The sequence below is a fragment of the Flavobacterium sp. AC267 genome, assembly GCF_979258715.1.
The window spans coordinates 494,490-517,932 of the sequence record NZ_OZ409875.1; the positions used below are offsets into that span (position 1 = coordinate 494,490).

The window sequence follows — 23,443 nt, forward strand, 5'->3', positions numbered from 1 at the left end:
AAACTTTAAAAAAGTTTTCAAAAAACTTAAATTCACTTATATCACTTATATGTTTAGAAAAAATTATGCGTTGAAAATTTTCTCTTGGTGACCAATACTCTCTTGGTGAATTGCTTTGAACATTCTTAAAACAAACTCTTCAGTAAGGCCTTTTTTCTCACCTTCCAAAATCATTTTTCCTAAGATTTCGTTCCAACGGTTGTTTTGAAGAATTGCTACGTTTGCATCTTTTTTCACCTGACCAATTTCGTCAGCTACTTTCATACGTTTTCCTAATAACTCTAACAAGTTAGCATCAAGTACATCGATGTTTGCTCTTAATTTAGTCATTTTTTGAGTGTATTGATCTGTAGTATCATCCGTTTTTCTGATAGTCAAATCTTTAATGATTTGTTTCAAAACGTCTGGAGTAACTTGCTGTGCCGCATCAGACCAAGCATTATCCGGATCGTAGTGCGTTTCGATAATCATACCATCGTAATTCAAATCTAAAGCCTCTTGCGTTACTTCGAAAATCATTTTACGATCTCCGGTAATGTGAGATGGGTCGATGATCAATGGTAAATCAGGGAATTTATTTTGCAATTCGATAGCAATCTGCCATTCTGGAATGTTTCTGTATTTTGTTTTTTCGTAAGTAGAAAAACCTCTGTGAATAACTCCTAATTTCTCGATTCCAGCCATATGTAAACGCTCAACACCACCTAACCATAAAGCTAAATCTGGGTTTACAGGGTTTTTAACCAAAACGATTTTATCAGTTCCTTTCAAAGTATCAGCAATTTCCTGAACAGCGAATGGGTTTGCAGTTGTACGGGCACCAACCCATAAAACGTCGATATCATGTTCTAAAGCTAGTTTACAGTGTGCTTGCAGTTGCAACCTCAGTACCCATTAATAAACCAGTTTCTTTTTTAGCTTTTTGTAACCATTTCAAACCAATTTCTCCAACACCTTCAAATCCTCCTGGACGCGTTCTTGGCTTCCAGATTCCCGCTCTGAATACACTAACTTTTGAATCTTTTAATTCGTGAGCAATTTTCAATACTTGATCTTCTGTTTCTGCACTACATGGTCCTGCTATCACAAGTGGGTGATTTAAATTGAAATCTTCTAACCACTTTCTCATTTCTTTTTTATTTTCCATCTTAATTCTAATTTACTTTTTAGTTGTTGTTAATCCGTTTAGTATTTCTTTTATTTTATTTGTGCTTTCCATTTCTTCAAAAATGGCATTGTAATTTTCATCTTTTAACAAATCCCTAAACCGACTGAGATTTGAAATGTATTCTTCTAATGTTTCGAGAACGTGCTCTTTATTCTGCTTAAAAATCGGCGTCCACATTGCGGGTGAACTTTTTGCGAGACGAACTGTACTTTCAAATCCACTTCCCGCCATGTCAAAAATGTCCTGTTCGTCTTTTTCTTTGTTCATTACCGTTTTACCGAGCATAAACGAACTGATGTGCGACAAATGCGAAACGTAAGCGATGTGTTTGTCGTGTGAAGTTGGATCCATATATCGAATCCTCATTCCTATTTCGCTGAAAAGTTTTAACGCCTTTTCCTGCAATTTAAAAGTGGTTTTTTCCACTTCACAGATAATGTTTGTTTTTCCTTGAAACAAACCTCTTATCGTCGCCGAAGGCCCAGAAAACTCTGTTCCTGCAATTGGATGTGTGGCAATAAAATTTCTTCTTTTTGGATGACTTGCCACCGCTTCGCAAATTGGCTTTTTAGTCGATCCTACTTCAAAAACAATGGTTTTATCTCCAACCGAATCCAGAACTTTAGGCAAAACTGTCAGCGCCACATCCACAGGAACCGAAACAATTACAAAATCAGCCTCAGCTAATTCTTCAAAGCTTCCCGCCTGATCGATAACGCCCAAATCAATTGCTTCCTGCAAATGTTTTTCGTTATTATCTATTCCAAAAATAGTAGCATCAGGATGTTGGTCTTTGATGTCCAGCACCATCGAACCGCCTATTAACCCTATTCCTATTACGTATACTTTCATAATTCTTTTTATTTGAAGCAAACTTTAAATTCCAAATTTTTTAAATTGCAAATTCCAACCTATTTAACCTCAAAGTTCGCAAAGTTTGAAATCAAAAATCTACACTCTAAAGTCTAAAATCTAAAATCGATCTATCGCTTCTTGTACTTTTTCCTCTTTCACACACAATGAGAATCTTATATATCCTTCTCCGTTACTTCCAAAAATGGTTCCGGGCGTGATGAAAATATGTTTCTCGTATAATATTTCGTCAATGAACTTTTCTGATGATTCGATTCCTTCCGGCAATTTTGCCCAGACAAAAAGTCCAACGCCTTCTTTATAAACTTTACACCCTAATTTTTCTGCTAGTTTTTCTGTTAATTCTCTACGACGTCTGTAAATTTTGTTTTGATCTTCAAACCATGATTTATCACAATTCAACGCGACAACTGCACCTTTTTGAATTCCGTAGAACATACCGCTGTCCATGTTGCTTTTTACTTTTAAGACTGCATCGATAATTTCAGCATTTCCTAAAACCATTCCGACTCTCCAGCCAGCCATGTTGAACGTTTTACTTAATGAATTTAATTCCAGAGCCACATCTTTTGCATCTTCAACCTGCAATAAACTCATCGGATTATCATTCAAAACAAAACTATACGGATTATCATTAACCAATAATATATTGTGTTTTTTAGCAAAAGCAACCAATTTTTCAAATAACGCTAAACTTCCTCTCGCTCCTGTAGGCATGTGCGGATAGCCCAGCCACATAATTTTTACTTTCGAAAGATCTAATTTTTCCAAAGCTTCAAAATCCGGTTCCCAGGCATTTGCTTCCTTCAAATCATAATAAACCGGAACTGCACCTACCAAATTAGTTACCGAAGTATACGTTGGATAACCTGGATTCGGAATTAAAACGTGATCGCCTTCATTTAAAAATGCTAACGAAATGTGCATAATTCCTTCTTTTGAACCCATCAAAGGCAAAATCTCATTATTAGGGTTCAATTCAACACCAAACTGATTCTGATAAAAATCTGCCATCCCTTTTCTCAATTCCGGTAATCCCTGATAGCTCTGATAACCATGCCCGTTTTCATCTAAAATTGCAGAAGCAACTGCTTCAATAACTTCTTTCGACGGACTCAAATCAGGACTTCCAATTCCCATGTTGATGATCGATTTTCCTTCAGACTGCAATTGACGAACTTCTCTCAATTTTGATGAGAAATAGTATTCTTCAACTGTATCTAATCTTTTTGCTGTTGTAATCATTTTTTATTTGCTTTAGGTTTTAAGCTGTAAGCTTTAGGCTCTTTTTAAACTTCTAACTTCGTGGGCTTCGACTTCGCTCAGCCTGACAATTTATTATTACATCCCGAAGCTTCGGGATTGGAATTTGGAATTTCAAAAAATTGGAATTTCTTTTTCCTAAGGTTTAGTATTTTTATATTCTCCCAAAACCTTTAAATATTCTGCCATTATATTTAATAACGATTTGGCTTTGGCAAAATCTTCGTATTTCTCGAATGTTACATCTACGAAAAATGAATATTTCCAAGGCGTTTCAATTTTTGGAAGCGATTGAATTTTTGTTAAATTCAATTTGCAGTCGCTCATTACATTTAAAACCGCAACAAGGCTTCCTCTTTTATGATCTAATTCAAATTTGATTGAAGCTCTGTTAATCTCATTTTCCGGCAAAAATGAATTTTGTTTTTTGATAATTACAAAACGAGTCATATTGTTTTTGATCGTTTGAATTTCCGGCGCTATGATTTCTAAATCATACATTTCCGAAGCTACTTTACTCCCTATAGTCGCAATTCCTGTTAATTGTTTTTCCTGAATTCTTCTTGCTGTTTCGGCCGTATCCTTATCTTCAACCAATTTTATATTTGGATATTGTTTCAAGAAATCCATACACTGCAAAAGTGCCATTGGGTGCGAATGAACTTCTTTTATATCTTCAATTTTCTGACCTTTTAAAGTCATTAAATTTTGGTGAATGCTCAAATAATGCTCTCCAATTATGTGTAAATTGTTCTTGTCAATCAAAGCATAATTTGGAATAATTGGCCCTGCAATAGAATTTTCAATCGCCATTACTGCCTGATCTGATTTTCCAGAAAGAAGGCTGTCAACCAACTCCTCAAAAGACAAACACTCATCAATAACCACATTTTCAGAGAAATACTCCTTCACAACCTGATGATGAAAAGAACCTTTTATACCTTGTATTGCAATTTTCGTTGTCATATATTCAAAAAAAAATCCTGATTTGCATCAGGATTGTATATTAGTTTTATTTGTATTTTATATTTTTCAAATAACCATAGCACAATCCTCACTTCTACTAAAGAAGAAATAAAAAGAGTTGCTAAAATAAAAACGGTTAGATGCCATTTTGTTTGTGTTATTTTGTAAATTCTCTGCGAATGTATAAATTATTTTTACCGCACCAAAAAAAATAATGCATTTTATGAAACAAAAAAGGATTTCTTAACAAATTTAGCGGGTTTTGTATGATAATATAAAAATATCGGCTTAAAGTGAGATATTTACAAAGGGTTTTTTAAGATGCTATCCTGAAGCCTCGGGACTGAGTTGCTAAGATGCTAAGATTTAATTATAAATTTAATCTCTTTGACCAATTTTTAGGAGAGCGAGAGGTATGGAATACTCCTATAACAATAATTTCTTCTTTCTCAAATCGATAGTGAATTCCATAAGGAAATCTTGAAATAAATCTAATTTTTACATTTTTGTATTTCTTTTGATAGGCATCTGGGTTTCTTGATATTTGATCAAGTCCTGCTTCCAGACAAAGTTCAAAATCATACGAAAGTCCTATCCTTTGTTCTTCATACCAAATAACAATATCTTCAACATCAAATAATGCTTCTTTGACAAACGTAACTCTATTCATTATCTAATAGATCTTAAATGAGCCTTAACTTCATCCCAAGTATATAATTCAGTTTTTCCTTCTTCTAAATTTTGAATACGAATATCTAATTCTCTCTTCACTTCATCAGAAACTTCTAAATTCTCTTTAGAAACACTATCCCACAGTTGTTCAGCCAAAACAATTTTTTCAGCATTACTATATTTAGATAAATTTTTGATTTCCATATTTTTATTATTAAATTGAATATACAAATTTAGTAAAAATAAATACATGAGATATATTCTGAATTGCCTCCTGCTTTAGCTGGAGGTTAGAGAGATTTAAACCTTTTAGGCTTTAGCCAAAATTTCTCAAGCGTTTTGGCTAAAGCCTATTTTTCCTATCTCTATTAAAACCTCCAGCTAAAGCAGGAGGCAACTCAAACAAAACCTTGATTTTGTATTTAACTAAACAACCCTGCAACAGGCGCATTCCTAATCCCAATTTTTAAATAATCAAAATTCATTTTTTCTTTCAATAAAGAGGCGTACACACTTCTAAAATCAATTTCATATTTTAAATCGCCATTATCTAAGTCAGCTAAATTTGGATTATTCCCTAAAATGGTTCCTTTATTATTTCCCCCGATGATAAACATTGGCGCCGCTGTTCCGTGATCTGTGCCGTTTCCGTTGTCTTTTACACGTCTTCCAAATTCTGAGAATACAACAATGGTAACATTTTGAAGTAATTGCGCTTGTTTTAAATCCTGATAGAAACTATATAAAGCATCATTTAAATCGGTTAGTTTTTTCTCATGAATCGAAAGTTGATTGTCGTGCGTATCAAATCCGCTAAGAGAAGTGTAATAGACTTTTGAGTTTAGATTTCCTTTTATCAGACGTCCAATCCATTCCAGATTTTTAGATAATTCGGTTTTCGGATAACTGATTTCCGTTTTTGATTTTGCCAAAGCTTTCTGAATTTCACCTGAACCTTCTGTAACCGAATTGGCAATTTTTCGAACAAAATCTAATTGCGGATTATCAGACAATTTTACATTCTCCTCTTTATCTGATTTTACTTTAAATCGGTTTGGATCTTTTACGGTAATCGAATTCGGCTCCACTCCTTTTAAAGCCAAATTATCTATCGAATCCAAATTGATTCCCGCTGTTGCCTGATGGCCGTTACATTGTAAATCCAAATATCTTCCTAACCAGCCTTCGTTTATATATTTATCAGAATCTACAGCGGTCTGCCAAATTTCCTGACTTCTAAAATGGGAACGAATGGGTTCAGGATATCCCACATTTTGAATTACGGTTAAATCTCCATTTTCTCGCATTTGGGCAAAATCTTTTAGGGAAGGATGAAATGCCATGCCTTTATTTTTTCCGACAACCACATCTTTATTTAAAGCAATTTTGGTTCTCAGATCATAATATAATGGATCATCAAACGGAATAAAAGTATTCAGTCCGTCATTACCGCCATTTAACTGAACAAACACAACACACTGCTCACCAATTACGAGATTATTCTGTGAACCAAAAGCGTGTAAAAATTCAGGAATCACAAGTAATCCGCCTGTAAATGTTCCTGTTAACTGTAGAAAATTCCTTCTGTTCATAGCGTAGTTTTCTAAATTAATTGATATTCTGGTAGTTTTGTGATGTAATTAAAAAGTCGGACTACCGCAAAATTGGCATGTTCTTCTTTCGGATCAAAATCATATTTCAGCAAATTCTCCATGTCTTTTTGTCTTGCATCATTTACTTTGAACAATAATCTGTTTGATAAATCAGAGATAATGGTTTTGTTATTTCCGTTAGCATCAAAAGCAACTTTTACCTGCACTTTTTCATAATCCGATTTTTCTTGTTCAATTCCGTTATTCATGGTTTTTAAAACCTTTCGGTTCAGACTTTTTCCACTGCAAAGTAAATCTGCGGTATTATTTCTTTGCAGATAAATTTGAGAAGTCAGCCACGAATTACCCCCATCCCAGCCTTTTACATTTACCTGATTGTATAAATCCATTCCCTGTTGCTTTAAAAACGCTACAATCGCCGCATCGTCAATCGACTCAATCTGCAATTCATTACTGAGTTGCAAAATATAAACCAGCGGATTCTTAATTTTGGTTCCTGATTTATCTTTCTTGTATTCTTCTGTAAAAATCTTAGTCAGCAAAGGTTCGATTTCAAACTTTTGCTTTCGAAAATAATCTCCGTAATAAATCACTAAATCTTCCGGCGGATTATCATAAATAAACCACTTCAGGATTTTGCGGGTAATTAAATACGGAATGTTTTTCTGTTCAAAAATAATATCCACCAAATCGTCAGCTTTCCAGTTTCCTGTTTTTCCGAAATAGGTTTTATCACTGTTATCTTCAATATTCTTTCTGTAAACTGCACCTTCATCTCCGTAATTTAATCCTGCTAAAGCTTTCGCTCCTTCTTTAATATCACTTTCAGAATAATTTCCAATTCCGATAGTGAATAATTCCAGTAACTCCCGACTTAAATTTTCGTTGTATTTACCTTTTTTATTGTCGACATTATCCAAATACTTTATCATTGCATTCGACTTTACAATCTGCTTGGTCAATTCTTTAAAATTGCCAAAAGCATGTTCACGCAAAATCATATTGTGCTGGTAAATCCAGTAATTGGTTTTTACTTTTGGAGAAGTGGAGACAAAATGATTGTGCCAAAAACAAACCATATTTTCGCGCAATGGAAATTCGTCGTTTCGCATTTTAGCAATCCACCATTTTTTTAATTCTGTTGTTGCTTGATTTTCTTTTTTCTGAATTTCTTTTTTGGCTTCGGGATCTGAGGTTTTGATTAGTTCCCGAATTTGTTTAAGGTCAAAAGTTGTTTTAGGCTGATCTTGCAGAAAGACTGGAAATTCTCCATCAAATTTTGAATTATAAGATTGCTTTAGGAACTTTTCTAATCCTAGTTTTTCAATTTTATCGGCTTCTTTACTGGAAAAACCCAATCGTAACGACCAAAGATTGCTTTTTTTCATAATTCAGAAATTATTACAGTAAGACTTGACTTTTTCTTAAAGGTTTAATTTGAAAAAGGGTCTAAGGTTCTTAGATGCTAAGGCGTTAAGATTCTGAAAATATGTTGTTGGTAATAACTAGAACGGGGAATTTTGGGGGATATTGTTTATTTTATATTAAGCAACCATAATCCAACATACCCCTTGGTTTTAACCACGGGAGACGTATTGGGGAAACGCATTGTGTTCCCGTGGTTGAAACCACGGGCTATGTTATTAGAAATTCATCTATGAATTCTTTCTCTTCATTAACATAAAGAAAATAATTGCCTTCTTTTTTTTGATCTTTAAGAAGTTCTAATTTAATCTCGACACAAGGTGTTGGAATAAAATCATGGTCAAGTAAAATTGAAATTGATTTTGGAGAAACAACATTAAACTTTATATCATATTCTTCTGCATTGATATGATAAAAATACTCCAAAGCCAGATTGTAAAACTCTTTTTTATTGTGAATTGTTCTTTCTAATAAATCCATTTGTTTCAGTTTATATTAATGAATCCAAATATCCTAGCCCCGATTGAAGTGGAAATCCTTTTTATTTTTTCTTTAAAAATAAAAAGATTGCAACGAAAAGCGGAAATAGCTCCTAAAAAAAAAGCAGTTATCATTATAATAACTGCTTTTTTATATATCAAATTAAATCTAAAATCTCAGATCTAAAATCTAAAATTATTTAAGACCCACACATTTCACAATCCTCAGGACCTGCGGCTTGCGCTTTCAACAACATTGCTTTATATTCGTCAATATTGATTTCTTCTGTTTCTGCGGCTAAAGCTGGTGCTGTTTCTTCTTTTTTATCGTTGTTTAATGTGAATTTAATCGCATCAACTGCAGATTTCGTTCTCAAGTAATACATTCCTGTTTTTAAACCTGACTGCCAAGCGTAGAAGTGCATTGATGTCAGTTTAGAATAGTTTGCATCCTGCATGAACAAGTTCAAAGATTGTGATTGGTCAATGAAATAACCTCTTTGACGAGACATATCGATAATATCTTTCATCGACATTTCCCAAACTGTTTTGTATAATTCTTTTAAGTCCTGCGGAATAATATCAATGTTTTGAACTGATCCGTTATGACGCATGATTTCTTGTTTCAAATCTTCGTTCCATAAACCTCTGTCAACTAAATCATGAAGTAAGTGTTTGTTTACTACGATGAATTCTCCAGACAATACACGACGTGTGTAAATGTTTGATGTATATGGTTCGAAAGCTTCGTTGTTTCCTAAGATTTGTGAAGTCGAAGCAGTTGGCATTGGTGCAACTAATAATGAGTTACGAACTCCATGTTCTACAACTTCTTTTCTTAATGAAGCCCAGTCCCAACGACCAGATAATTCTTCATCTTTCATTCCCCACATATTGTATTGGAATTCTCCTTGAGACATTGGCGAACCTGCGAAAGTTGAATATGGTCCTTCTTCTTTTGCCATTTCCATAGAAGCAGTTACGGCGGCGAAGTATAATGTTTCGAAAATTTCTTGGTTTAATTTTTTAGCTTCATCGCTTGTAAATGGCATACGCGACATAATAAAAGCATCGGCTAAACCTTGCACTCCCAATCCAACTGGACGGTGGCGTAAGTTAGAGTTTTCAGCTTCTTTTACTGGATAATAGTTTCTGTCGATTACTTTGTTCAAATTACGGGTTACACGTTTTGTAACATTGTAAAGCGCTTCGTGATCAAATTTTCCGTTTTCAATAAACATTGGCGGCGAAATAGAAGCTAAGTTACAAACTGCAATTTCATCTTTAGATGTAAACTCCATAATCTCTGTACACAAGTTAGAAGAACGAATTGTTCCTAAATTCTTGTGGTTCGATTTACGGTTTCGTTGCATCTTTGTACAACATATACGGCGTTCCAGTCTCGATTTGAGATTCTAGGATTTTCTCCCATAATTCACGAGCGCGGATTGTTTTTCTTCCTTTTCCTCTAAATTCGTAATCTGTATATAATGCTTCGAATTCATCTCCGTAAACATCATACAATCCTGGACATTCGTTAGGACACATTAAAGTCCAAGTTGTATCTTCCTGAACGCGTTTCATGAATAAATCTGAAGTCCACATTGCGAAGAATAAATCTCTCGCACGCATTTCTTCTTTTCCTGTGTTTTTCTTTAAATCTAAGAAATCGAAGATATCAGCATGCCAAGTTTCGATGTAAATCGCAAAACTTCCTTTACGTTTTCCTCCACCTTGATCTACGTAACGAGCTGTGTCGTTGAAAACACGCAACATTGGAACAATTCCGTTTGAAGTTCCGTTTGTACCGCGAATGTAAGATCCAGTTGCACGAACGTTATGAATAGAAAGACCGATTCCTCCCGCTGACTGCGAAATTTTTGCCGTTTGTTTTAAAGTATCGTAAATACCATCAATACTATCATCCTGCATTGCCAAAAGGAAACAAGAAGACATTTGAGGTTTTGGAGTTCCAGCATTAAACAACGTTGGCGTTGCATGGGTAAAGAACTTTTTAGACATTAAATCGTAAGTTTCAATTACCGATTTTAAATCGTCTAAGTGAATACCAACAGAAACACGCATCAACATATGTTGTGGTCTTTCTACGATTTTGCCATTGATTTTAAGAAGGTAAGAACGCTCTAAGGTTTTAAAACCAAAATAATCGTAATTAAAATCTCTTGTGTAAATGATATGAGAATCTAAAAAAGCGACATTTTCCTGAATCACTTTGTATACGTCATCAGCAACTAGCGGTGCGTCTTGACCGTTTCTTGGATTAACGTAGTGATACATATCTTTCATCGTTTCTGAGAAAGATTTTTTTGTATTCGAATGTAGATTTGAAATTGCGACACGAGTCGCCAATTGTGCATAATCCGGGTGAGCAATAGTCATAGAAGTCGCAGTTTCTGCCGCAAGGTTATCCAATTCAGAAGTAGAAACTCCGTCATACAATCCTTCGATAACTCTCATCGCTACCTTTACCGGATCTACAAGCTCATTCAAGCCGTAGCACAATTTTTTGATTCTTTCTGTAATCTTATCAAACATTACGGGCTCTCTGTGGCCATCTCTTTTTACTACATACATAAGCTTACTAAATTTAGTTATTGAAAAAATGAAAGACACTAGAAAACGGGTTCCAGCACTTAAACATTGCGTGTTTTTAAATTATTTTTTGAGAATTACCGAATTCTCAATAGTTACTCGTTTCAAATTCGAAAATCGAATTTAAATACGTTAAAAATTGTTATTGAATCTGCGATTTGGGAAAGAGATTCAACCTAAAAAATATTCCGTTAATCTTTTTTTCAGCACCCCTAAGAAGAGTAGATGCTAAAATTATTTTTGTTGTCTAAAAATCTGCATCAAATGAAATTTTCTGAGCATCGCTGTCTGTGTTCATCACACCAGATTTTTGATACTCGGCAACACGTTTTTCAAAGAAATTGGTTTTTCCTTGAAGAGAAATCATGTCCATGAAATCGAATGGATTCGCTGATCCGTAAACACGCTCGCATCCTAATTCAACCAAAAGTCTATCGGCAACAAACTCTAAATACTGCGTCATTAAAACAGCATTCATACCAATTAAACTTACCGGAAGAGATTCTGTTACAAACTGTCTTTCGATATCCAATGCATCAACAATAATTTCTTTAATTCTGTCTTTCGGTACTTTGTTAATCAAGTGGTGATTGTGAAGGTGAACCGCAAAATCACAATGTACGCCTTCGTCACGAGAAATCAATTCATTAGAAAAAGTCAAACCTGGCATTAAACCACGTTTTTTCAACCAATAAATAGAACAGAAAGCACCTGAGAAAAAGATTCCTTCAACAGCGACAAAAGCGATAAGTCTTTCAGCAAACGAATCTGACTCGATCCATTTTAAAGCCCAGTCTGCTTTTTTCTTAATTGCAGGAAAAACTTCCAAAGCGTTAAACAACTCTGCTTTTTCAGCTTCATCTTTAACATAAGTATCAATCAATAAAGAATAAGTCTCACTATGAATATTTTCCATCATGATTTGAAATCCGTAGAAAAATTTCGCTTCAGCATATTGCACTTCATTTACGAAGTTTTCAGCAAGGTTTTCATTTACGATTCCGTCAGAAGTCTGCAAAGAATGCTAAAATATGTTTAATGAAATATCTTTCGTCGTCATTCAATTTATTATTCCAGTCTGTCAAATCTTGGTGTAGATCGATTTCTTCAGCAGTCCAAAAACTTGCTTCCATCTTCTTGTACCATTCCCAAATATCATGATGTTTAATCGGAAAAATAACGAAGCGGTTTTTATTTTCTTGTAATATTGGTTCGATTTGTGACATGACAGATTCTGTTAATTTTTTTATTGATTTTTTACTGTTTCAGTAGACTACAAAGATTGTCAATTGCGGCCAAAAATGAAAGCCAAACTTATTCACAATTTGATGTAGTTTTTAACAACGTTAAATTTTTGAGACATTTTTCATACAATAATTAATTTATTGTAAATGAAGCACTTAAAATTAACTATTATACCTTAAAGCCCTGTAAAATATAGACTTTTAAATATTAAAAGCAAGAAATTTTAGAGAACTTTAAAAAGATTTTTTTGAGTTAAAATTTTATTCTTTTGAGTTAAAATATATAGTCAAAATGACTATTTAAAATAGAATGGTTTTTAAGAATTTTTTATGTTCTTCAGCAACTTTCTCAAGTTCCAAATACCAGTCTTCCCCAAAACGTCTGATCAGCGCTTCTTTGACAAATTTGTAAACTGGAACTTCCAATTCTTTTCCCAAAGAACAGGCATCATCGCAGATATCCCATTTGTCATAATTTACGGTCGCAAATTCCGTGAAGTCTTTTACGCGAATTGGATATAAATGACAAGAAACTGGTTTTTTCCACTGCACTATTCCTTGATTATAAGCTTGTTCAATACCGCAAAGAGCGGTTTTTCCATCAAAAATTACGTAAGCACAATCTTTGTTATCGATAAGCGGCGTTTCAAGATCACCATCGGTTCCGGTTACCCAAGTTCCCTGCGCTTCGATTCGTTGCAATTCCTTCCTTTCGTAAAAAGGGTTTTACTTTTGGATAAATTTCTTCTAAGATTTTCGTTTCAGCCTCATTCAAAGGCGCACCCGCATCTCCATCAACACAACAAGCCCCTTTACAAGCTGACAAGTTGCACACAAATTCTTTTTCCAGAATATCTTCTGAAATAATAGTTTTCCCTAACTGAAACATGATATTAAAATACTCTAATTTATAAAGTGCAAAGATAGTCAAAGAAAGCAGATAAAACACTCTAAAATATTAACGGTAAAGCACGCAGGGATTTACGCAAAGGTTCGCAAAGTTTTATCTAATTTTTCTTCGCGAACCTTTGCGTAAATCTTTGCGAATCTTTGCGACAAAATCTATATTTGTTACAAATATCACTTTTTTAACAAGTAAACCATATTTTTATAACAAAAATACATCTTATCGAAAAAACACCTAACTTTATTATCTACTTTTGCGGCAGTTTTTAATTCCTTAAAATCAAAGTGATATGTTAGAAATCGACTTTAAAGAAATCGTCACAGTAAGCATGGTGCTTTTTGCAGTAATTGATATTGTAGGTTCAATTCCGATTATTGTCAATTTGAGAGCAAAAGTTGGGCATATCGAATCTGAAAAAGCTTCTATAGTTGCCGGAGCCATTATGATCGTTTTTCTTTTTGTTGGAGAAGGTTTATTGAACTTAATCGGCATCGACGTACACTCCTTTGCTGTTGCAGGTTCTTTTGTCTTATTCTTTCTGGCATTGGAAATGATTTTAGGAATTAGAATTTACCGCGATGAGGAACCGGGTTCTGCTTCTATCGTTCCTCTTGCTTTTCCACTTATCGCTGGAGCTGGAACCATGACAACTTTACTTTCGTTAAGATCTCAATTTCATACTATTAATATAATAATAGCAATTTTACTAAATATCATTTTAGTATATGTCGTTTTGAAATCATCTAAAAAGATTGAAACTTTGTTAGGAGAAAACGGACTTGGAGTAGTTCGTAAGACGTTTGGTGTAATACTTTTAGCGATTGCTGTTAAATTATTCGTTGCTAATGTTAAAGGTTTGTTCGTCTAAATTTTATTTTTATAAATTTACCGCGTAAAATATTCTAAACACGACTTAAGGGCACTTTTACCTAATTAAGTTCTACTTTATTATTTTAGACAAAACAAAAACAATCATATGAAAATTTTCACTTCAATCTTAGTGCTTTTAGCATTAGCTCTAATTGTTTTTAATATTACGCTATTAGACTTTAAAAATCCTTTTCAAGGAGACAGTATTGTAGCTTTTATTGGAATCGCTGCTTCATTTTGCGCTGTTCTGATTCTTTTGATTTTTAGAATTTCAAAAAGAATTGAGGAAAAAATGAATGACAACAGATAATATGTTTGACGTTTTAATTATTGGCGGAGGAGTATCAGGAATGTCTTGTGCTCTAGTCTTAGGATCCGCAAAAAACAAAACTTTTGTTACTGACAAAAAAATCGGGATTTTTACTCATCAGAAAAATTCTTCTTTACAAGAGGCAGTATTCTACAATGCTTATGGTGTAACTCCAGGCAAATTAGGCTCTGAACTGCTGACTGAAAGCACACAGGATTTGGCGATAACTTATCCGCATATAACTCAAATTCCGAATGAAAAAGTAATTCGTATTGAAGGCAGTTATCCTGAATTTACTGTAGTTACCAACAAAAATTCTTATAAAACACAAAATATCGTTGTTGGAATTGGTTCTGCGAACACTTTTGATATTGAAGGTTTACTGCAATATGTTGAACCTCATAAAAAAGCACTTCCAGAAAAGCAGCGTATTCAGCTTAAAAATGACGATCATAAAGTTGCTGACGGCATTTATGTAATTGGAACTTTAGCTGGCTGGAGAAGCCAATTAGCAATCGGCGCGGGAAGTGGTGCTTGCTGTCGCTACAGATATTCTAACTTTATGGAATAACGGCGTACAGACTCATTCGCACGACAGTATTCGATAAAAATATTCCTAAATTCATTAAACCATATAAGTTATATAAGTGAATTAATGCTTTGCGCATAAATTAAATGAACTTATATAACTTACATGGTTTATCTTTTTATTTAACCGAAACGATTTGTGTTACTTTAATATGATTTTCTTCTTCGGTTTTCCATTTTTCTCCCTTTACAGAAACTACATCGCCAATCTTTAATTGTTTGTAGTTTTGAGGTCCGCCTACGTTTACAATGCTGATTATTGCAAAGTACACTTCTTTAGTATCTGTGGTTATTTTTGCTGTGTAACCGTCTTTGCCAGATTCTATCGATTCTACTTTTCCTGAAACCGCACCGTTAGTATCGTTTTTCATAGTTTTACAAGAGATTACAAAAGCCATTAAGACTACCAGAAAACTTATTCTTTTTAAATTTTTCATATTTTGAGTTTTAATCGTAAAGGACGTGATGTTTACCGAGTTTTGTTTTACGATATTATTAAATTTCTTTTCAAAATTTATGCCAGTCGCACGCATGACTTCCTGCAATTACTTTTAAGTTGTTTTCAAATTGCTTCCAAACTCTTATATATTTAAAAACGCCGTTTAATGGATTGTCATCATAACTTCCTTTTAATGAAACTGTAACAGCGACAACAGCTGTCTCATCAATTATATTTAAAATTTGGTCTGAAGCTTCTATGAAATCTATTTTGAGCTTTCCTGATCGATAGGTATTCAAATCAAATTCTTTAGTTATAGTTTGTCCATCTTGGAGATTGAACAATAAATCATCGTGCAGAATTGTTTCTAAAGTCGAAACATCCGAATTTTTAATAGCAGTTAAAAGTTCAATTTCTGCATTAATAACGGTTTCTATTTTCATGATATAAAATTTGAAGTTATTTCTTCGGGTTCAAAATTGTTTTAATCATGGCGTCTTCTTTCAAGATCACATCATAATAATACAATTCTCCATATAACTGTCTTGCAAATTCGGCAGTAATGTAACGATTTACAAGTGGTTTGGTTTTATCTAATTTTAAATCCAAGCCAGTCATAAAAATATAGTTTTTGAATTTTTTAAAATAGACATCCGAGGTTTTCATTTTATTTAAAAAATCAGCAAAACTAAGACCTGCAAAAGCATTTCTATTTTTATCTAATTCTTCAAAAACAAAATGTCCTACAATTCCGGTTTGCAATAGATAAGCCACATTTTCATTTCCGTGCTCTGCTTCTATCGGAACAAAAACATCAGGAACTATTCCGCCGCCACCGTAAACAATTTTACCTTTTGGGGTTTTGAATTTTAAAGAATCGGCTACTTTTATACTGTCTCTTGCATACAATTCTCCTGTAGCAATTCTAGATTCTGATTCTTTGAAATATTCATCGTTTCCTTTTTTATAAGGTTTCTGAATAGATCTTCCCGTTGGTGTGTAATAACGTGCAACTGTTAACCTTACCGCAGATCCGTCATTAAAATCCATTTCACGCTGTACCAAACCTTTTCCAAAAGAGCGTCGTCCTACAATTGTGCCTCGATCACTATCTTGGATAGCTCCAGCCAAAATTTCACTTGCAGAAGCGCTGTTTTCATTAATTAAAACATAAACTTTTCCAGTTTCAAAACTGCCTGCTTTTGTCGCATATGTTTTTTCGGTTGAACCATTTTTACTTTTGGTAAAAACAATTAACTGTTTGTCTTTTAAAAATTCATCGGCAATTGCAATTGCTTCTTCCATGTACCCGCCCCCATTATCACGAAGATCGATCACAAGCGATTGAATTCCTTTTTGTTTTAATCTTGTTAAGCCTGTTTTGAATTCATTAAAAGTAGTTTCGGCAAAACGGTTTATTTTGATGTAACCAATATTATTTCCAATCATTAAAGAAGCATCAACACTCTTAATTGGAATTATATCTCGTTTTACTTTAAACTTTAATTTCTTTTGTTCCGATTTTCTAAAAACCGTCAATTCGATTTCTGAACCCTGCAAACCTTTTAGTTTCGAAAATAAACTATCCGAAGGTAATTTTCTTCCATATAGTTTAGTTTTTCCAGCAAACAAAATTCGATCTCCAGATTTTAATCCCGCTTTCGCTGAAGGCCCGTTTTCAATTGGTTTTATAATCGCAACCGAATCTTTATACATATAAAAATTGATTCCAATTCCAACAAAATCACCTTTCATACTTTCAGCAACTTCTGCCTGTTCGCTTGGCGGAATATAAACAGAATGCGGATCTAATTTGGAAAGAATATTATCGACTGTTAGATTTACAATCGAATCTGTATTGATGCTGTCAACATATTCGTTATTGATGAAATCAATCAGTTTATTAAGTTTCGTTTTAGAGTAATTTTTAGCCAAGAGCTGATCATCGGCAGGAGCATTGATAAAGCTTCCTGCGACCGTTCCCAGAGCAAAAGCCGCTCCGATTACCATTGGCAAATATTTTGGATTAAATTTCATTACTCTTCTAAAACAGGAATATGTTCAACTTCGATACCTGCTTTTATTAAAAATTGAATTCCAGAATCATCACGATATCCGTCTTTGTACACCACTCTCCTAATTCCCGATTGGTGTATTAATTTACTGCATTCTTTGCAAGGTGAAAGCGTTATATATAAGGTTGCACCTTCACATGACTGTGTTGATCTTGCTACTTTTAAAATCGCATTTGCTTCGGCATGTAATACATCCCAGCGCGTTAATCCGTCTTCGTCTTCACAGCAATTTTCAAATCCAGATGGTGTTCCGTTGTAACCGTCAGAAATAATCATTCTGTCTTTTACAATGATAGCTCCAACTTGTTTTCGTTTGCAATACGATAAAAGGCTCCATTCTTTAGCGATTCGCAAATAGGCTTTATCGTATTTATTTAATTTTTTTACTTCCATTTATTTTATCTGTTCCAAATTGGACTTTCAATGATCATCGGAATTACAACTCCGATAATGAAAGCCGACATTACAAGTGCCCAATCGCGTTTTGAAAAACGAAAAACCGTCTGCACTATGTATGAAATTACCAATACAACAAAAACTACTACAAAGCCGCGACTTTCAATTCCTAAGGCAAACTCTCCCAAAGGTAATAATTTTGAGGTTGCAGACCCGCCTAATATTGTTTTGAAATAATTAGAGAAGCCTAAACCATGAATAATACCAAAGAATAAAGTTATAAAAAACACCAAATTTGCTCCATCATTTTTTGAATTCTTTCCTGCTGTAAACAGATGATAGAGAGCCGTAATCAAAATTGTAATCGGGATAAGAAATTCTACAAGATTTACATTCATTTTAATTACTCCGAAAACGGACAAAATTAAAGCCAATGTATGACCGATTGTAAATATGGAAACTAAAACAAAAATTCTTTTCCAGTCTTTAAATAAATACGGAACAGTTAGGGCGATTAAAAAAAGAACGTGATCGTAAGCGTTGATATCTAAAACGTGTTTTAATCCTATTTGAAAATAAATCCAAAATTGTGACATAGGTGTTGTATAATTAAATAATTAGGGGTTGTAAACTTACGATTAATTTTCAAAATTAAAGATTTAAGCCCTCTAAATCCTGCAATAAAAAAAGTTAAATTTTATGAGAAATTTAAAATCAATAATTTAAAAATAGGCTATATTTGTTTAATAAAAACCGATTTAATTATGCCATTTTCAGAATTATTTGATAACGAATTCAAACAAAGAAACAGAGGTCATTTCTCTGCAATTGTGCGTGTTGCTTTTGCAGACGGAAAAATAAGCAAAGAAGAACAAGAGTTTTTGGACAAACTTGCTTCTACATTACAAATTTCAGAAGACGAATACAAAGAGATTCTTGCTGACCCTTGGAAACACCCAATAAACCCACCTTATTTATATACACAACGTTTAGAGCGTTTATATGATTTAGCAAGAATGGTTCACGTAGACCATCATTTAGGAGACCAGCAGGAAATTATGTTAACTCGTATGGGATTAGCATTAGGATTTACTCCAGGAAACGTAAATTATATCGTGAGAAAAGCATTGTCTTTAGTGGATAAAAAAGTAGACTTAGATACTTTCCTTTTCGAAATGGAGAATATGAATAAATAGTATTCAGTGTTCAGTTTTTTTAGTGTTCAGTTTATACTGATCTGAAATTGAAATCAAAATAAAACCCGACAGATTTTAAAACCTGTTGGGTTTATTATTTTTAATTGATTGCGAATTTATTGATTTTGTCGCATTACTATTTTCCCGCTTAGTGTTCCTTTAAAAGCTACTTTTTTATTATTTATTCCATCGTAAGCTTCTGGAGAAACAAATTCAAAGTTAAAATTAGAATCACCATCGTCGGTTATTTTAAGAGAATAACCAACAATATAATATCTTTTCTCTGGAGCATAAAACTCAACCATTCCCAATAATTCATCAGCTGTTCCAGGTCCAAATGAATATTCACCAGTCAAATTTTTCTGAGATGCAGGAAAAGAAATATCTATAATTAACTGTTCCTGCTTTCCTTCGTTGCTAATTAGAAATCGGACTTTTTTCTGAGTTTCAAAACTTGCGTCTTGGTACGAATAAATTGCTTTATTAGGCTTAAAAGTTATTCCATCAATAACAATTGAAGAACTTACTAGATCTTTATTATCTTCATCAGATGAACATCCAACTACAAAACCTAATGCTAGAAAAAGAATTAAAACACTATTTTTCATATAAAAAATTTTAATCAAATATATGTAAAAGCCTGAAAAGCAAATTACTTTTATCTGCGCTTTTTTACAATAATTTAAAACAAACCCGACCGTTTTATAAACGTATCGGGTTTTATTTTTTAATCTCAGTATATAACTGAAAACTGAGACTGAGACTGAGACTGAATACTATAAAACAGCCCCCATAAACTCCTCTGCTTTTTCTACCATATTATAGCTTCCGCAGAAAAAAGGAACTCTTTGATGTAATTCAGTTGGCTGGATTTCCATAATTCTTCCGAAACCGTCTGTTGCTTTTCCTCCTGCTTGTTCTGCAAGAAACGCCATTGGATTACATTCGTACAACAAACGTAATTTCCCTTTTGGTGCTTTCGAACTTGTTGGATAAATATATACGCCGCCTTTAATCATATTTCGATGAAAATCGGCAACTAAGCTTCCTATATATCTAGAGGTATAAGGTCTGTCGCCTTCTTCTCTCTGACAATATTTAATATAATTTTTTACTCCCTGCGGAAAATGAACATAATTTCCTTCGTTAACCGAATAAATATGTCCGTCTTTTGGAAACTGCATATTCGGATGTGAAAGGTAAAATGTACCAATCGCCGGATTTAATGTAAAACCATTGACACCATAACCAGTTGTGTAAACCAACATAGTCGAAGTACCATAAATTACGTAGCCTCGTCGCAACTTGATTGATTCCCGGTTGTAAAAAATCCTCGCTTGTTACCGGAGTTCCAATTGGAGTTACTCTTCTGAAAACAGAAAAAATAGTTCCTACTGAAACATTTACATCAATGTTTGAAGATCCGTCAAGCGGATCCATTAAGATCACGTACTTATTATTATGACAGTTGTCGCTCCCCTGAACTGTAATAAATTCGTCGTTTTCTTCAGAAGCAATACCACAGACAATCTCACGGTTTATTAACGTCTGGATAAATACTTCGTTTGCATAGACATCTAATTTTTGCTGGTCTTCTCCTTGAATATTCTGCTCGCCTGCGGCGCCGATAATATCCACTAAACCTGCTTGATTTACTTTGTGATTGACAACCTTTGCCGCCAATCTAATAGAGTTGATAATTCGGGAAAGCTCCCCCGACGAATACTGAAATGCTTTTTGGTTCTCAATAATAAACTCTCCCAGTGTTTTATTGCGTTCTTCCATTGCTAAATCGTTATAGTTTTAATTTTAAGTCACAAATATCGCTTATTTTGTGAGAATGATTTAAAAATTATTTTGTTAGTTTGCTACTATTGTATATTTGCTAAAATTTTACATAAAGCAACAATCAAAGCTTTGTTTTCTTTGATAATATGCAGATAAAAATACGAATACAAGAAATTGCCTCATGTATGCCTTTGTGAAAACAAATGTCTGCATTAGGAAAAAGCAATACTATAAAGGACAAAAAAATAACGTTTACCAATTATGAATATTAGAAAAGGAAATCCTGAAGATATGAAATCGGTGTTGGGACTAATTCAGGAGCTGGCAATATTCGAAAAAGAGCCTGAAGCGGTTGTAATTACAGAAGAGGATTTAATACATGACGGTTTTGGCGAAAATCCATTATTTCACGTTTTTGTGGCAGAGATTGAAAACGATCAGCAAAAAGAAATTGTTGGAATTGCTTTATACTATTACCGCTATTCGACCTGGAAAGGAAAAACAATACATCTTGAAGATTTAATTGTAAAAGAAAAGATGCGCAGCACTGGTTTGGGTTCTGCCCTTTATGCCGAAATCATGAAGCAGGGAAAAAGAGACAATGTACGAAGAGTAGAATGGAATGTTTTGGACTGGAATACTCCGGCAGTAAAATTTTACGAGAATTCTGGCGCAAAAATCCTAGAAGAATGGAGGGTTGTTCAAATGGATGAAGCAGGAATTAATTCGTTCTTAGAAAAATTATAAAAGTAGTGTGCCACAGATTAAAAGGTTTTTGTCACTAATTTCACGAATTTTCACTAATTAATTCGTGTCAATTTTTGAAATTAGCGGCGAACCAGAAAAGATTTAAATCCTTTTAATTGAAATAATTCGTGGCAAAAAAATTAAAAAATATTAGGTTTCGACTTGAATCTGAATCTAAAATTAAAAAATCTAAAATTAAAAATGAGAGTATTTAAATTTGGTGGTGCATCTGTAAAAGATGCAGATGGAATTAAAAACGTATATGACGTTTTACAGAAAGTGGGTTATGAAGATGTGATTTTGGTGGTTTCGGCGATGGGAAAAACTACAAATGCTCTTGAAGTTGTAATCAAAAATTATTTTGAAAAATCGGCAGAATTAAGTTCTTCGGTACAAGAAATTAAAAAATACCACAATCAAATATTATTAGATTTATTTGAAGATGAAAATCATGAGGTTTTTGCGGCGGTAAATGCACAATTTGCAGAACTGGAATATTTTTTATCACATAATAAATCACCAAATTACAACTTCGTTTATGACCAAGTAGTAAGTTTTGGAGAATTGATTTCGACGAATATTCTAAGCTATTTCATGAATTTCATGGGAATTCAGACGCAATGGCTTGACGTTCGTAATTTCATCAAAACAAATGCAAACTACAGAGATGCCGAAGTAGATTGGGAAACGACACAACAGCTTATTAGTAAAAATGTTCCAAGAAAAACATTAAATATTACACAAGGATTCTTGGGTGCCGATGAGAACAATTTCACTACAACTTTAGGCCGTGAAGGTTCTGATTATACTGCGGGAATTTTTGCTTATTGTTTAAATGCTGAAAGTGTAACGATCTGGAAAGACGTTCCTGGAGTAATGAATGCAGATCCACGTTATTTTGAAAATGCAAGTCTGCTGAATCAAATTTCGTATCGTGAAGCTATAGAACTAGCGTTTTACGGCGCAACGGTTATTCACCCAAAAACATTACAGCCTTTACAGAAAAAAGAAATTCCGTTATACGTAAAATCTTTTATCAATCCATTATTAAAAGGAACCTGCGTTTCTAAAGGCGTAGATCTTGAACCGCAATATCCATGTTTTATTGTAAAAAGAGAACAACTTTTAATTTCACTTTCTTCAATTGATTTTTCTTTTATTATGGAAGAAAATATTAGTGAGATCTTCGGATTATTCCATGAATTTAAAATCAAAGTAAACTTAATTCAGAATTCGGCGATTAGTTTCTCTGTTTGTGTAGAGGATAAATTTGGAAATTTCAACGATTTGAATGCTATTCTTTCGAAAAAATTCAAAGTTGACTTTAATGAAAATGTAACATTGTATACGATTCGTCACTTTAATGAAGATCTTGCACATACTGTTGAGGCCAATAAAGAAGTTTTATTAAAACAAGTTAGCCGTGAAACCATGCAGATTGTGACTAAGGAACTAAATTAATATTCTAAGCGTTAATTATTCAATTCATTATAAAAGGTTTCATCTTAATTGATGAAACCTTTTTTGTTTCTTTAACAGCGGTAAATTAGAGCTTCTTTCTTATATTTACTCCAGATTTTTGGATTATGACTAACCACGAACCTTCCGAAGAAACAAAAAACAATTGACACAATGATCCGAGTAATTGGGTTTGGGAATTTTCTATTTTAATCCAAAAGACGAAAGACTGTTTCCTCCAAAAAGAATCAAACAAATGGGTTGGAAAATTAATTTTGCCAATCCGCATTCTGTTTTCTTTGCAGTAATAATAATACTTGTTTTACTTACATTTTCACACTACATCAGGTAAT

Annotated in this window: 20 protein-coding genes and 6 pseudogenes; 7 read left to right on the forward strand and 19 right to left on the reverse strand. The window is 33.5% G+C overall.

All coding sequences use genetic code 11. The annotated features are described in order from the left end of the window. Positions 1-63: 63 nt before the first annotated feature. The 12 genes and pseudogenes from ACZZ95_RS02710 to ACZZ95_RS02765 all read right to left on the reverse strand — a co-directional run bounded on the left by ACZZ95_RS02710 (position 64) and on the right by ACZZ95_RS02765 (position 13,205). A pseudogene (locus tag ACZZ95_RS02710) lies at positions 64-1,147 on the reverse strand (chorismate mutase). 12 nt (positions 1,148-1,159) lie between these two features. Then, the gene (locus ACZZ95_RS02715) at positions 1,160-2,020 is read right to left on the reverse strand and encodes a prephenate dehydrogenase (RefSeq protein ID WP_463467919.1); all 861 of its coding nucleotides are present in this window, start codon (positions 2,018-2,020) and stop codon (positions 1,160-1,162) included. Between the two features lie 120 nt (positions 2,021-2,140). After that, on the reverse strand, positions 2,141-3,286 hold the full coding sequence (locus ACZZ95_RS02720) for a pyridoxal phosphate-dependent aminotransferase (RefSeq protein ID WP_463467920.1): 1,146 nt from the start codon (positions 3,284-3,286) through the stop codon (positions 2,141-2,143). Positions 3,287-3,442: 156 nt separating this feature from the next. Beyond that, positions 3,443-4,270, reverse strand: coding sequence for a prephenate dehydratase (locus ACZZ95_RS02725; RefSeq protein ID WP_463467921.1), 828 nt, complete (start codon positions 4,268-4,270; stop codon positions 3,443-3,445). A 370-nt stretch (positions 4,271-4,640) separates the two neighbouring features. Beyond that, a complete protein-coding gene (locus ACZZ95_RS02730; RefSeq protein WP_463467922.1) occupies positions 4,641-4,940 on the reverse strand; it encodes a type II toxin-antitoxin system RelE/ParE family toxin in 300 nt (99 codons plus the stop codon). Further along, positions 4,940-5,146 (reverse strand): addiction module protein, encoded by a 207-nt coding sequence (locus tag ACZZ95_RS02735; protein WP_463467923.1) that lies wholly within the window; start codon positions 5,144-5,146, stop codon positions 4,940-4,942. Before ACZZ95_RS02735 ends, ACZZ95_RS02730 begins: the two co-directional genes overlap by 1 nt. Before the next feature lie 218 nt (positions 5,147-5,364). Continuing rightward, positions 5,365-6,534: a DUF1501 domain-containing protein gene (locus ACZZ95_RS02740; RefSeq protein ID WP_463467924.1), complete on the reverse strand. Its 1,170-nt coding sequence runs from the start codon at positions 6,532-6,534 to the stop codon at positions 5,365-5,367. Between the two features lie 11 nt (positions 6,535-6,545). Next, the gene (locus tag ACZZ95_RS02745) at positions 6,546-7,943 is read right to left on the reverse strand and encodes a DUF1800 domain-containing protein (protein ID WP_463467925.1); all 1,398 of its coding nucleotides are present in this window, start codon (positions 7,941-7,943) and stop codon (positions 6,546-6,548) included. Positions 7,944-8,190: 247 nt separating this feature from the next. Beyond that, positions 8,191-8,460: a hypothetical protein gene (locus tag ACZZ95_RS02750; protein WP_463467926.1), complete on the reverse strand. Its 270-nt coding sequence runs from the start codon at positions 8,458-8,460 to the stop codon at positions 8,191-8,193. Positions 8,461-8,659: 199 nt separating this feature from the next. Continuing rightward, positions 8,660-11,054: pseudogene (locus ACZZ95_RS02755) on the reverse strand (ribonucleoside-diphosphate reductase subunit alpha). Positions 11,055-11,319: 265 nt separating this feature from the next. Beyond that, positions 11,320-12,298: pseudogene (locus ACZZ95_RS02760) on the reverse strand (ribonucleotide-diphosphate reductase subunit beta). 318 nt (positions 12,299-12,616) lie between these two features. Then, a pseudogene (locus ACZZ95_RS02765) lies at positions 12,617-13,205 on the reverse strand (DUF3109 family protein). A 307-nt stretch (positions 13,206-13,512) separates the two neighbouring features. On the opposite strand from ACZZ95_RS02765, the gene ACZZ95_RS02770 reads away from it, so the two are divergent. The 3 genes and pseudogenes from ACZZ95_RS02770 (at position 13,513) to ACZZ95_RS02780 (ending at position 15,011) form a co-directional block, all read left to right on the forward strand. Then, positions 13,513-14,091, forward strand: a complete 579-nt coding sequence (locus ACZZ95_RS02770; RefSeq protein WP_463467927.1) for a MarC family protein — start codon at positions 13,513-13,515, stop codon at positions 14,089-14,091. A 108-nt stretch (positions 14,092-14,199) separates the two neighbouring features. Then, positions 14,200-14,403: a hypothetical protein gene (locus tag ACZZ95_RS02775; RefSeq protein WP_095954910.1), complete on the forward strand. Its 204-nt coding sequence runs from the start codon at positions 14,200-14,202 to the stop codon at positions 14,401-14,403. A 1-nt stretch (position 14,404) separates the two neighbouring features. Further along, positions 14,405-15,011, forward strand: a pseudogene (locus tag ACZZ95_RS02780) (FAD-dependent oxidoreductase). Positions 15,012-15,110: 99 nt separating this feature from the next. Here the strand turns inward: ACZZ95_RS02780 and ACZZ95_RS02785 are convergent. The 5 genes from ACZZ95_RS02785 to ACZZ95_RS02805 all read right to left on the reverse strand — a co-directional run bounded on the left by ACZZ95_RS02785 (position 15,111) and on the right by ACZZ95_RS02805 (position 18,497). After that, complete coding sequence (locus tag ACZZ95_RS02785; protein ID WP_095954911.1) at positions 15,111-15,428, reverse strand: hypothetical protein; 318 nt, start codon at positions 15,426-15,428, stop codon at positions 15,111-15,113. 70 nt (positions 15,429-15,498) lie between these two features. Next, entirely contained in the window at positions 15,499-15,873 is a 375-nt protein-coding gene (locus tag ACZZ95_RS02790) for a nuclear transport factor 2 family protein (protein WP_463467928.1), read from the reverse strand. Positions 15,874-15,889: 16 nt separating this feature from the next. Beyond that, positions 15,890-17,467 carry a S41 family peptidase gene (locus tag ACZZ95_RS02795; protein ID WP_463467929.1) on the reverse strand — a complete coding sequence of 526 codons (1,578 nt, stop codon included), beginning with the start codon at positions 17,465-17,467 and terminating at the stop codon, positions 15,890-15,892. Then, complete coding sequence (locus ACZZ95_RS02800; RefSeq protein WP_095954914.1) at positions 17,467-17,898, reverse strand: deoxycytidylate deaminase; 432 nt, start codon at positions 17,896-17,898, stop codon at positions 17,467-17,469. The genes ACZZ95_RS02795 and ACZZ95_RS02800 overlap by 1 nt, the downstream gene beginning before the upstream one ends. 5 nt (positions 17,899-17,903) lie before the next feature. After that, entirely contained in the window at positions 17,904-18,497 is a 594-nt protein-coding gene (locus ACZZ95_RS02805) for a HupE/UreJ family protein (RefSeq protein WP_463467930.1), read from the reverse strand. A 168-nt stretch (positions 18,498-18,665) separates the two neighbouring features. On the opposite strand from ACZZ95_RS02805, the gene ACZZ95_RS02810 reads away from it, so the two are divergent. Continuing rightward, entirely contained in the window at positions 18,666-19,097 is a 432-nt protein-coding gene (locus ACZZ95_RS02810; protein ID WP_095954916.1) for a TerB family tellurite resistance protein, read from the forward strand. Between the two features lie 116 nt (positions 19,098-19,213). On the opposite strand, the gene ACZZ95_RS02815 is transcribed toward ACZZ95_RS02810, so the two are convergent. Next, positions 19,214-19,705, reverse strand: a complete 492-nt coding sequence (locus tag ACZZ95_RS02815; RefSeq protein ID WP_463467931.1) for a hypothetical protein — start codon at positions 19,703-19,705, stop codon at positions 19,214-19,216. 168 nt (positions 19,706-19,873) lie between these two features. Beyond that, positions 19,874-20,882 (reverse strand): annotated as a pseudogene (gene fbp, locus ACZZ95_RS02820) (class 1 fructose-bisphosphatase). Positions 20,883-21,146: 264 nt separating this feature from the next. Here fbp and ACZZ95_RS02825 point away from each other — a divergent pair. From ACZZ95_RS02825 to ACZZ95_RS02835, 3 genes are all read left to right on the forward strand, one after another. Beyond that, positions 21,147-21,632 carry a GNAT family N-acetyltransferase gene (locus ACZZ95_RS02825; RefSeq protein ID WP_463467932.1) on the forward strand — a complete coding sequence of 162 codons (486 nt, stop codon included), beginning with the start codon at positions 21,147-21,149 and terminating at the stop codon, positions 21,630-21,632. A 201-nt stretch (positions 21,633-21,833) separates the two neighbouring features. Then, positions 21,834-23,093 carry an aspartate kinase gene (locus tag ACZZ95_RS02830; RefSeq protein WP_463467933.1) on the forward strand — a complete coding sequence of 420 codons (1,260 nt, stop codon included), beginning with the start codon at positions 21,834-21,836 and terminating at the stop codon, positions 23,091-23,093. 190 nt (positions 23,094-23,283) lie between these two features. Further along, on the forward strand, positions 23,284-23,442 hold the full coding sequence (locus tag ACZZ95_RS02835; RefSeq protein ID WP_463471614.1) for a DUF5808 domain-containing protein: 159 nt from the start codon (positions 23,284-23,286) through the stop codon (positions 23,440-23,442). Position 23,443: the final 1 nt, after the last annotated feature.

Coding starts and splice junctions, on each gene's coding strand:
- ACZZ95_RS02715 (WP_463467919.1), bottom strand. CDS start 2,020: ATGAAAGTATACGTAATAGGAATAGGGTTAATAGGCGGTTCGATGGTG.
- ACZZ95_RS02720 (WP_463467920.1), bottom strand. CDS start 3,286: ATGATTACAACAGCAAAAAGATTAGATACAGTTGAAGAATACTATTTC.
- ACZZ95_RS02725 (WP_463467921.1), bottom strand. CDS start 4,270: ATGACAACGAAAATTGCAATACAAGGTATAAAAGGTTCTTTTCATCAT.
- ACZZ95_RS02730 (WP_463467922.1), bottom strand. CDS start 4,940: ATGAATAGAGTTACGTTTGTCAAAGAAGCATTATTTGATGTTGAAGAT.
- ACZZ95_RS02735 (WP_463467923.1), bottom strand. CDS start 5,146: ATGGAAATCAAAAATTTATCTAAATATAGTAATGCTGAAAAAATTGTT.
- ACZZ95_RS02740 (WP_463467924.1), bottom strand. CDS start 6,534: ATGAACAGAAGGAATTTTCTACAGTTAACAGGAACATTTACAGGCGGA.
- ACZZ95_RS02745 (WP_463467925.1), bottom strand. CDS start 7,943: ATGAAAAAAAGCAATCTTTGGTCGTTACGATTGGGTTTTTCCAGTAAA.
- ACZZ95_RS02750 (WP_463467926.1), bottom strand. CDS start 8,460: ATGGATTTATTAGAAAGAACAATTCACAATAAAAAAGAGTTTTACAAT.
- ACZZ95_RS02770 (WP_463467927.1), top strand. CDS start 13,513: ATGTTAGAAATCGACTTTAAAGAAATCGTCACAGTAAGCATGGTGCTT.
- ACZZ95_RS02775 (WP_095954910.1), top strand. CDS start 14,200: ATGAAAATTTTCACTTCAATCTTAGTGCTTTTAGCATTAGCTCTAATT.
- ACZZ95_RS02785 (WP_095954911.1), bottom strand. CDS start 15,428: ATGAAAAATTTAAAAAGAATAAGTTTTCTGGTAGTCTTAATGGCTTTT.
- ACZZ95_RS02790 (WP_463467928.1), bottom strand. CDS start 15,873: ATGAAAATAGAAACCGTTATTAATGCAGAAATTGAACTTTTAACTGCT.
- ACZZ95_RS02795 (WP_463467929.1), bottom strand. CDS start 17,467: ATGAAATTTAATCCAAAATATTTGCCAATGGTAATCGGAGCGGCTTTT.
- ACZZ95_RS02800 (WP_095954914.1), bottom strand. CDS start 17,898: ATGGAAGTAAAAAAATTAAATAAATACGATAAAGCCTATTTGCGAATC.
- ACZZ95_RS02805 (WP_463467930.1), bottom strand. CDS start 18,497: ATGTCACAATTTTGGATTTATTTTCAAATAGGATTAAAACACGTTTTA.
- ACZZ95_RS02810 (WP_095954916.1), top strand. CDS start 18,666: ATGCCATTTTCAGAATTATTTGATAACGAATTCAAACAAAGAAACAGA.
- ACZZ95_RS02815 (WP_463467931.1), bottom strand. CDS start 19,705: ATGAAAAATAGTGTTTTAATTCTTTTTCTAGCATTAGGTTTTGTAGTT.
- ACZZ95_RS02825 (WP_463467932.1), top strand. CDS start 21,147: ATGAATATTAGAAAAGGAAATCCTGAAGATATGAAATCGGTGTTGGGA.
- ACZZ95_RS02830 (WP_463467933.1), top strand. CDS start 21,834: ATGAGAGTATTTAAATTTGGTGGTGCATCTGTAAAAGATGCAGATGGA.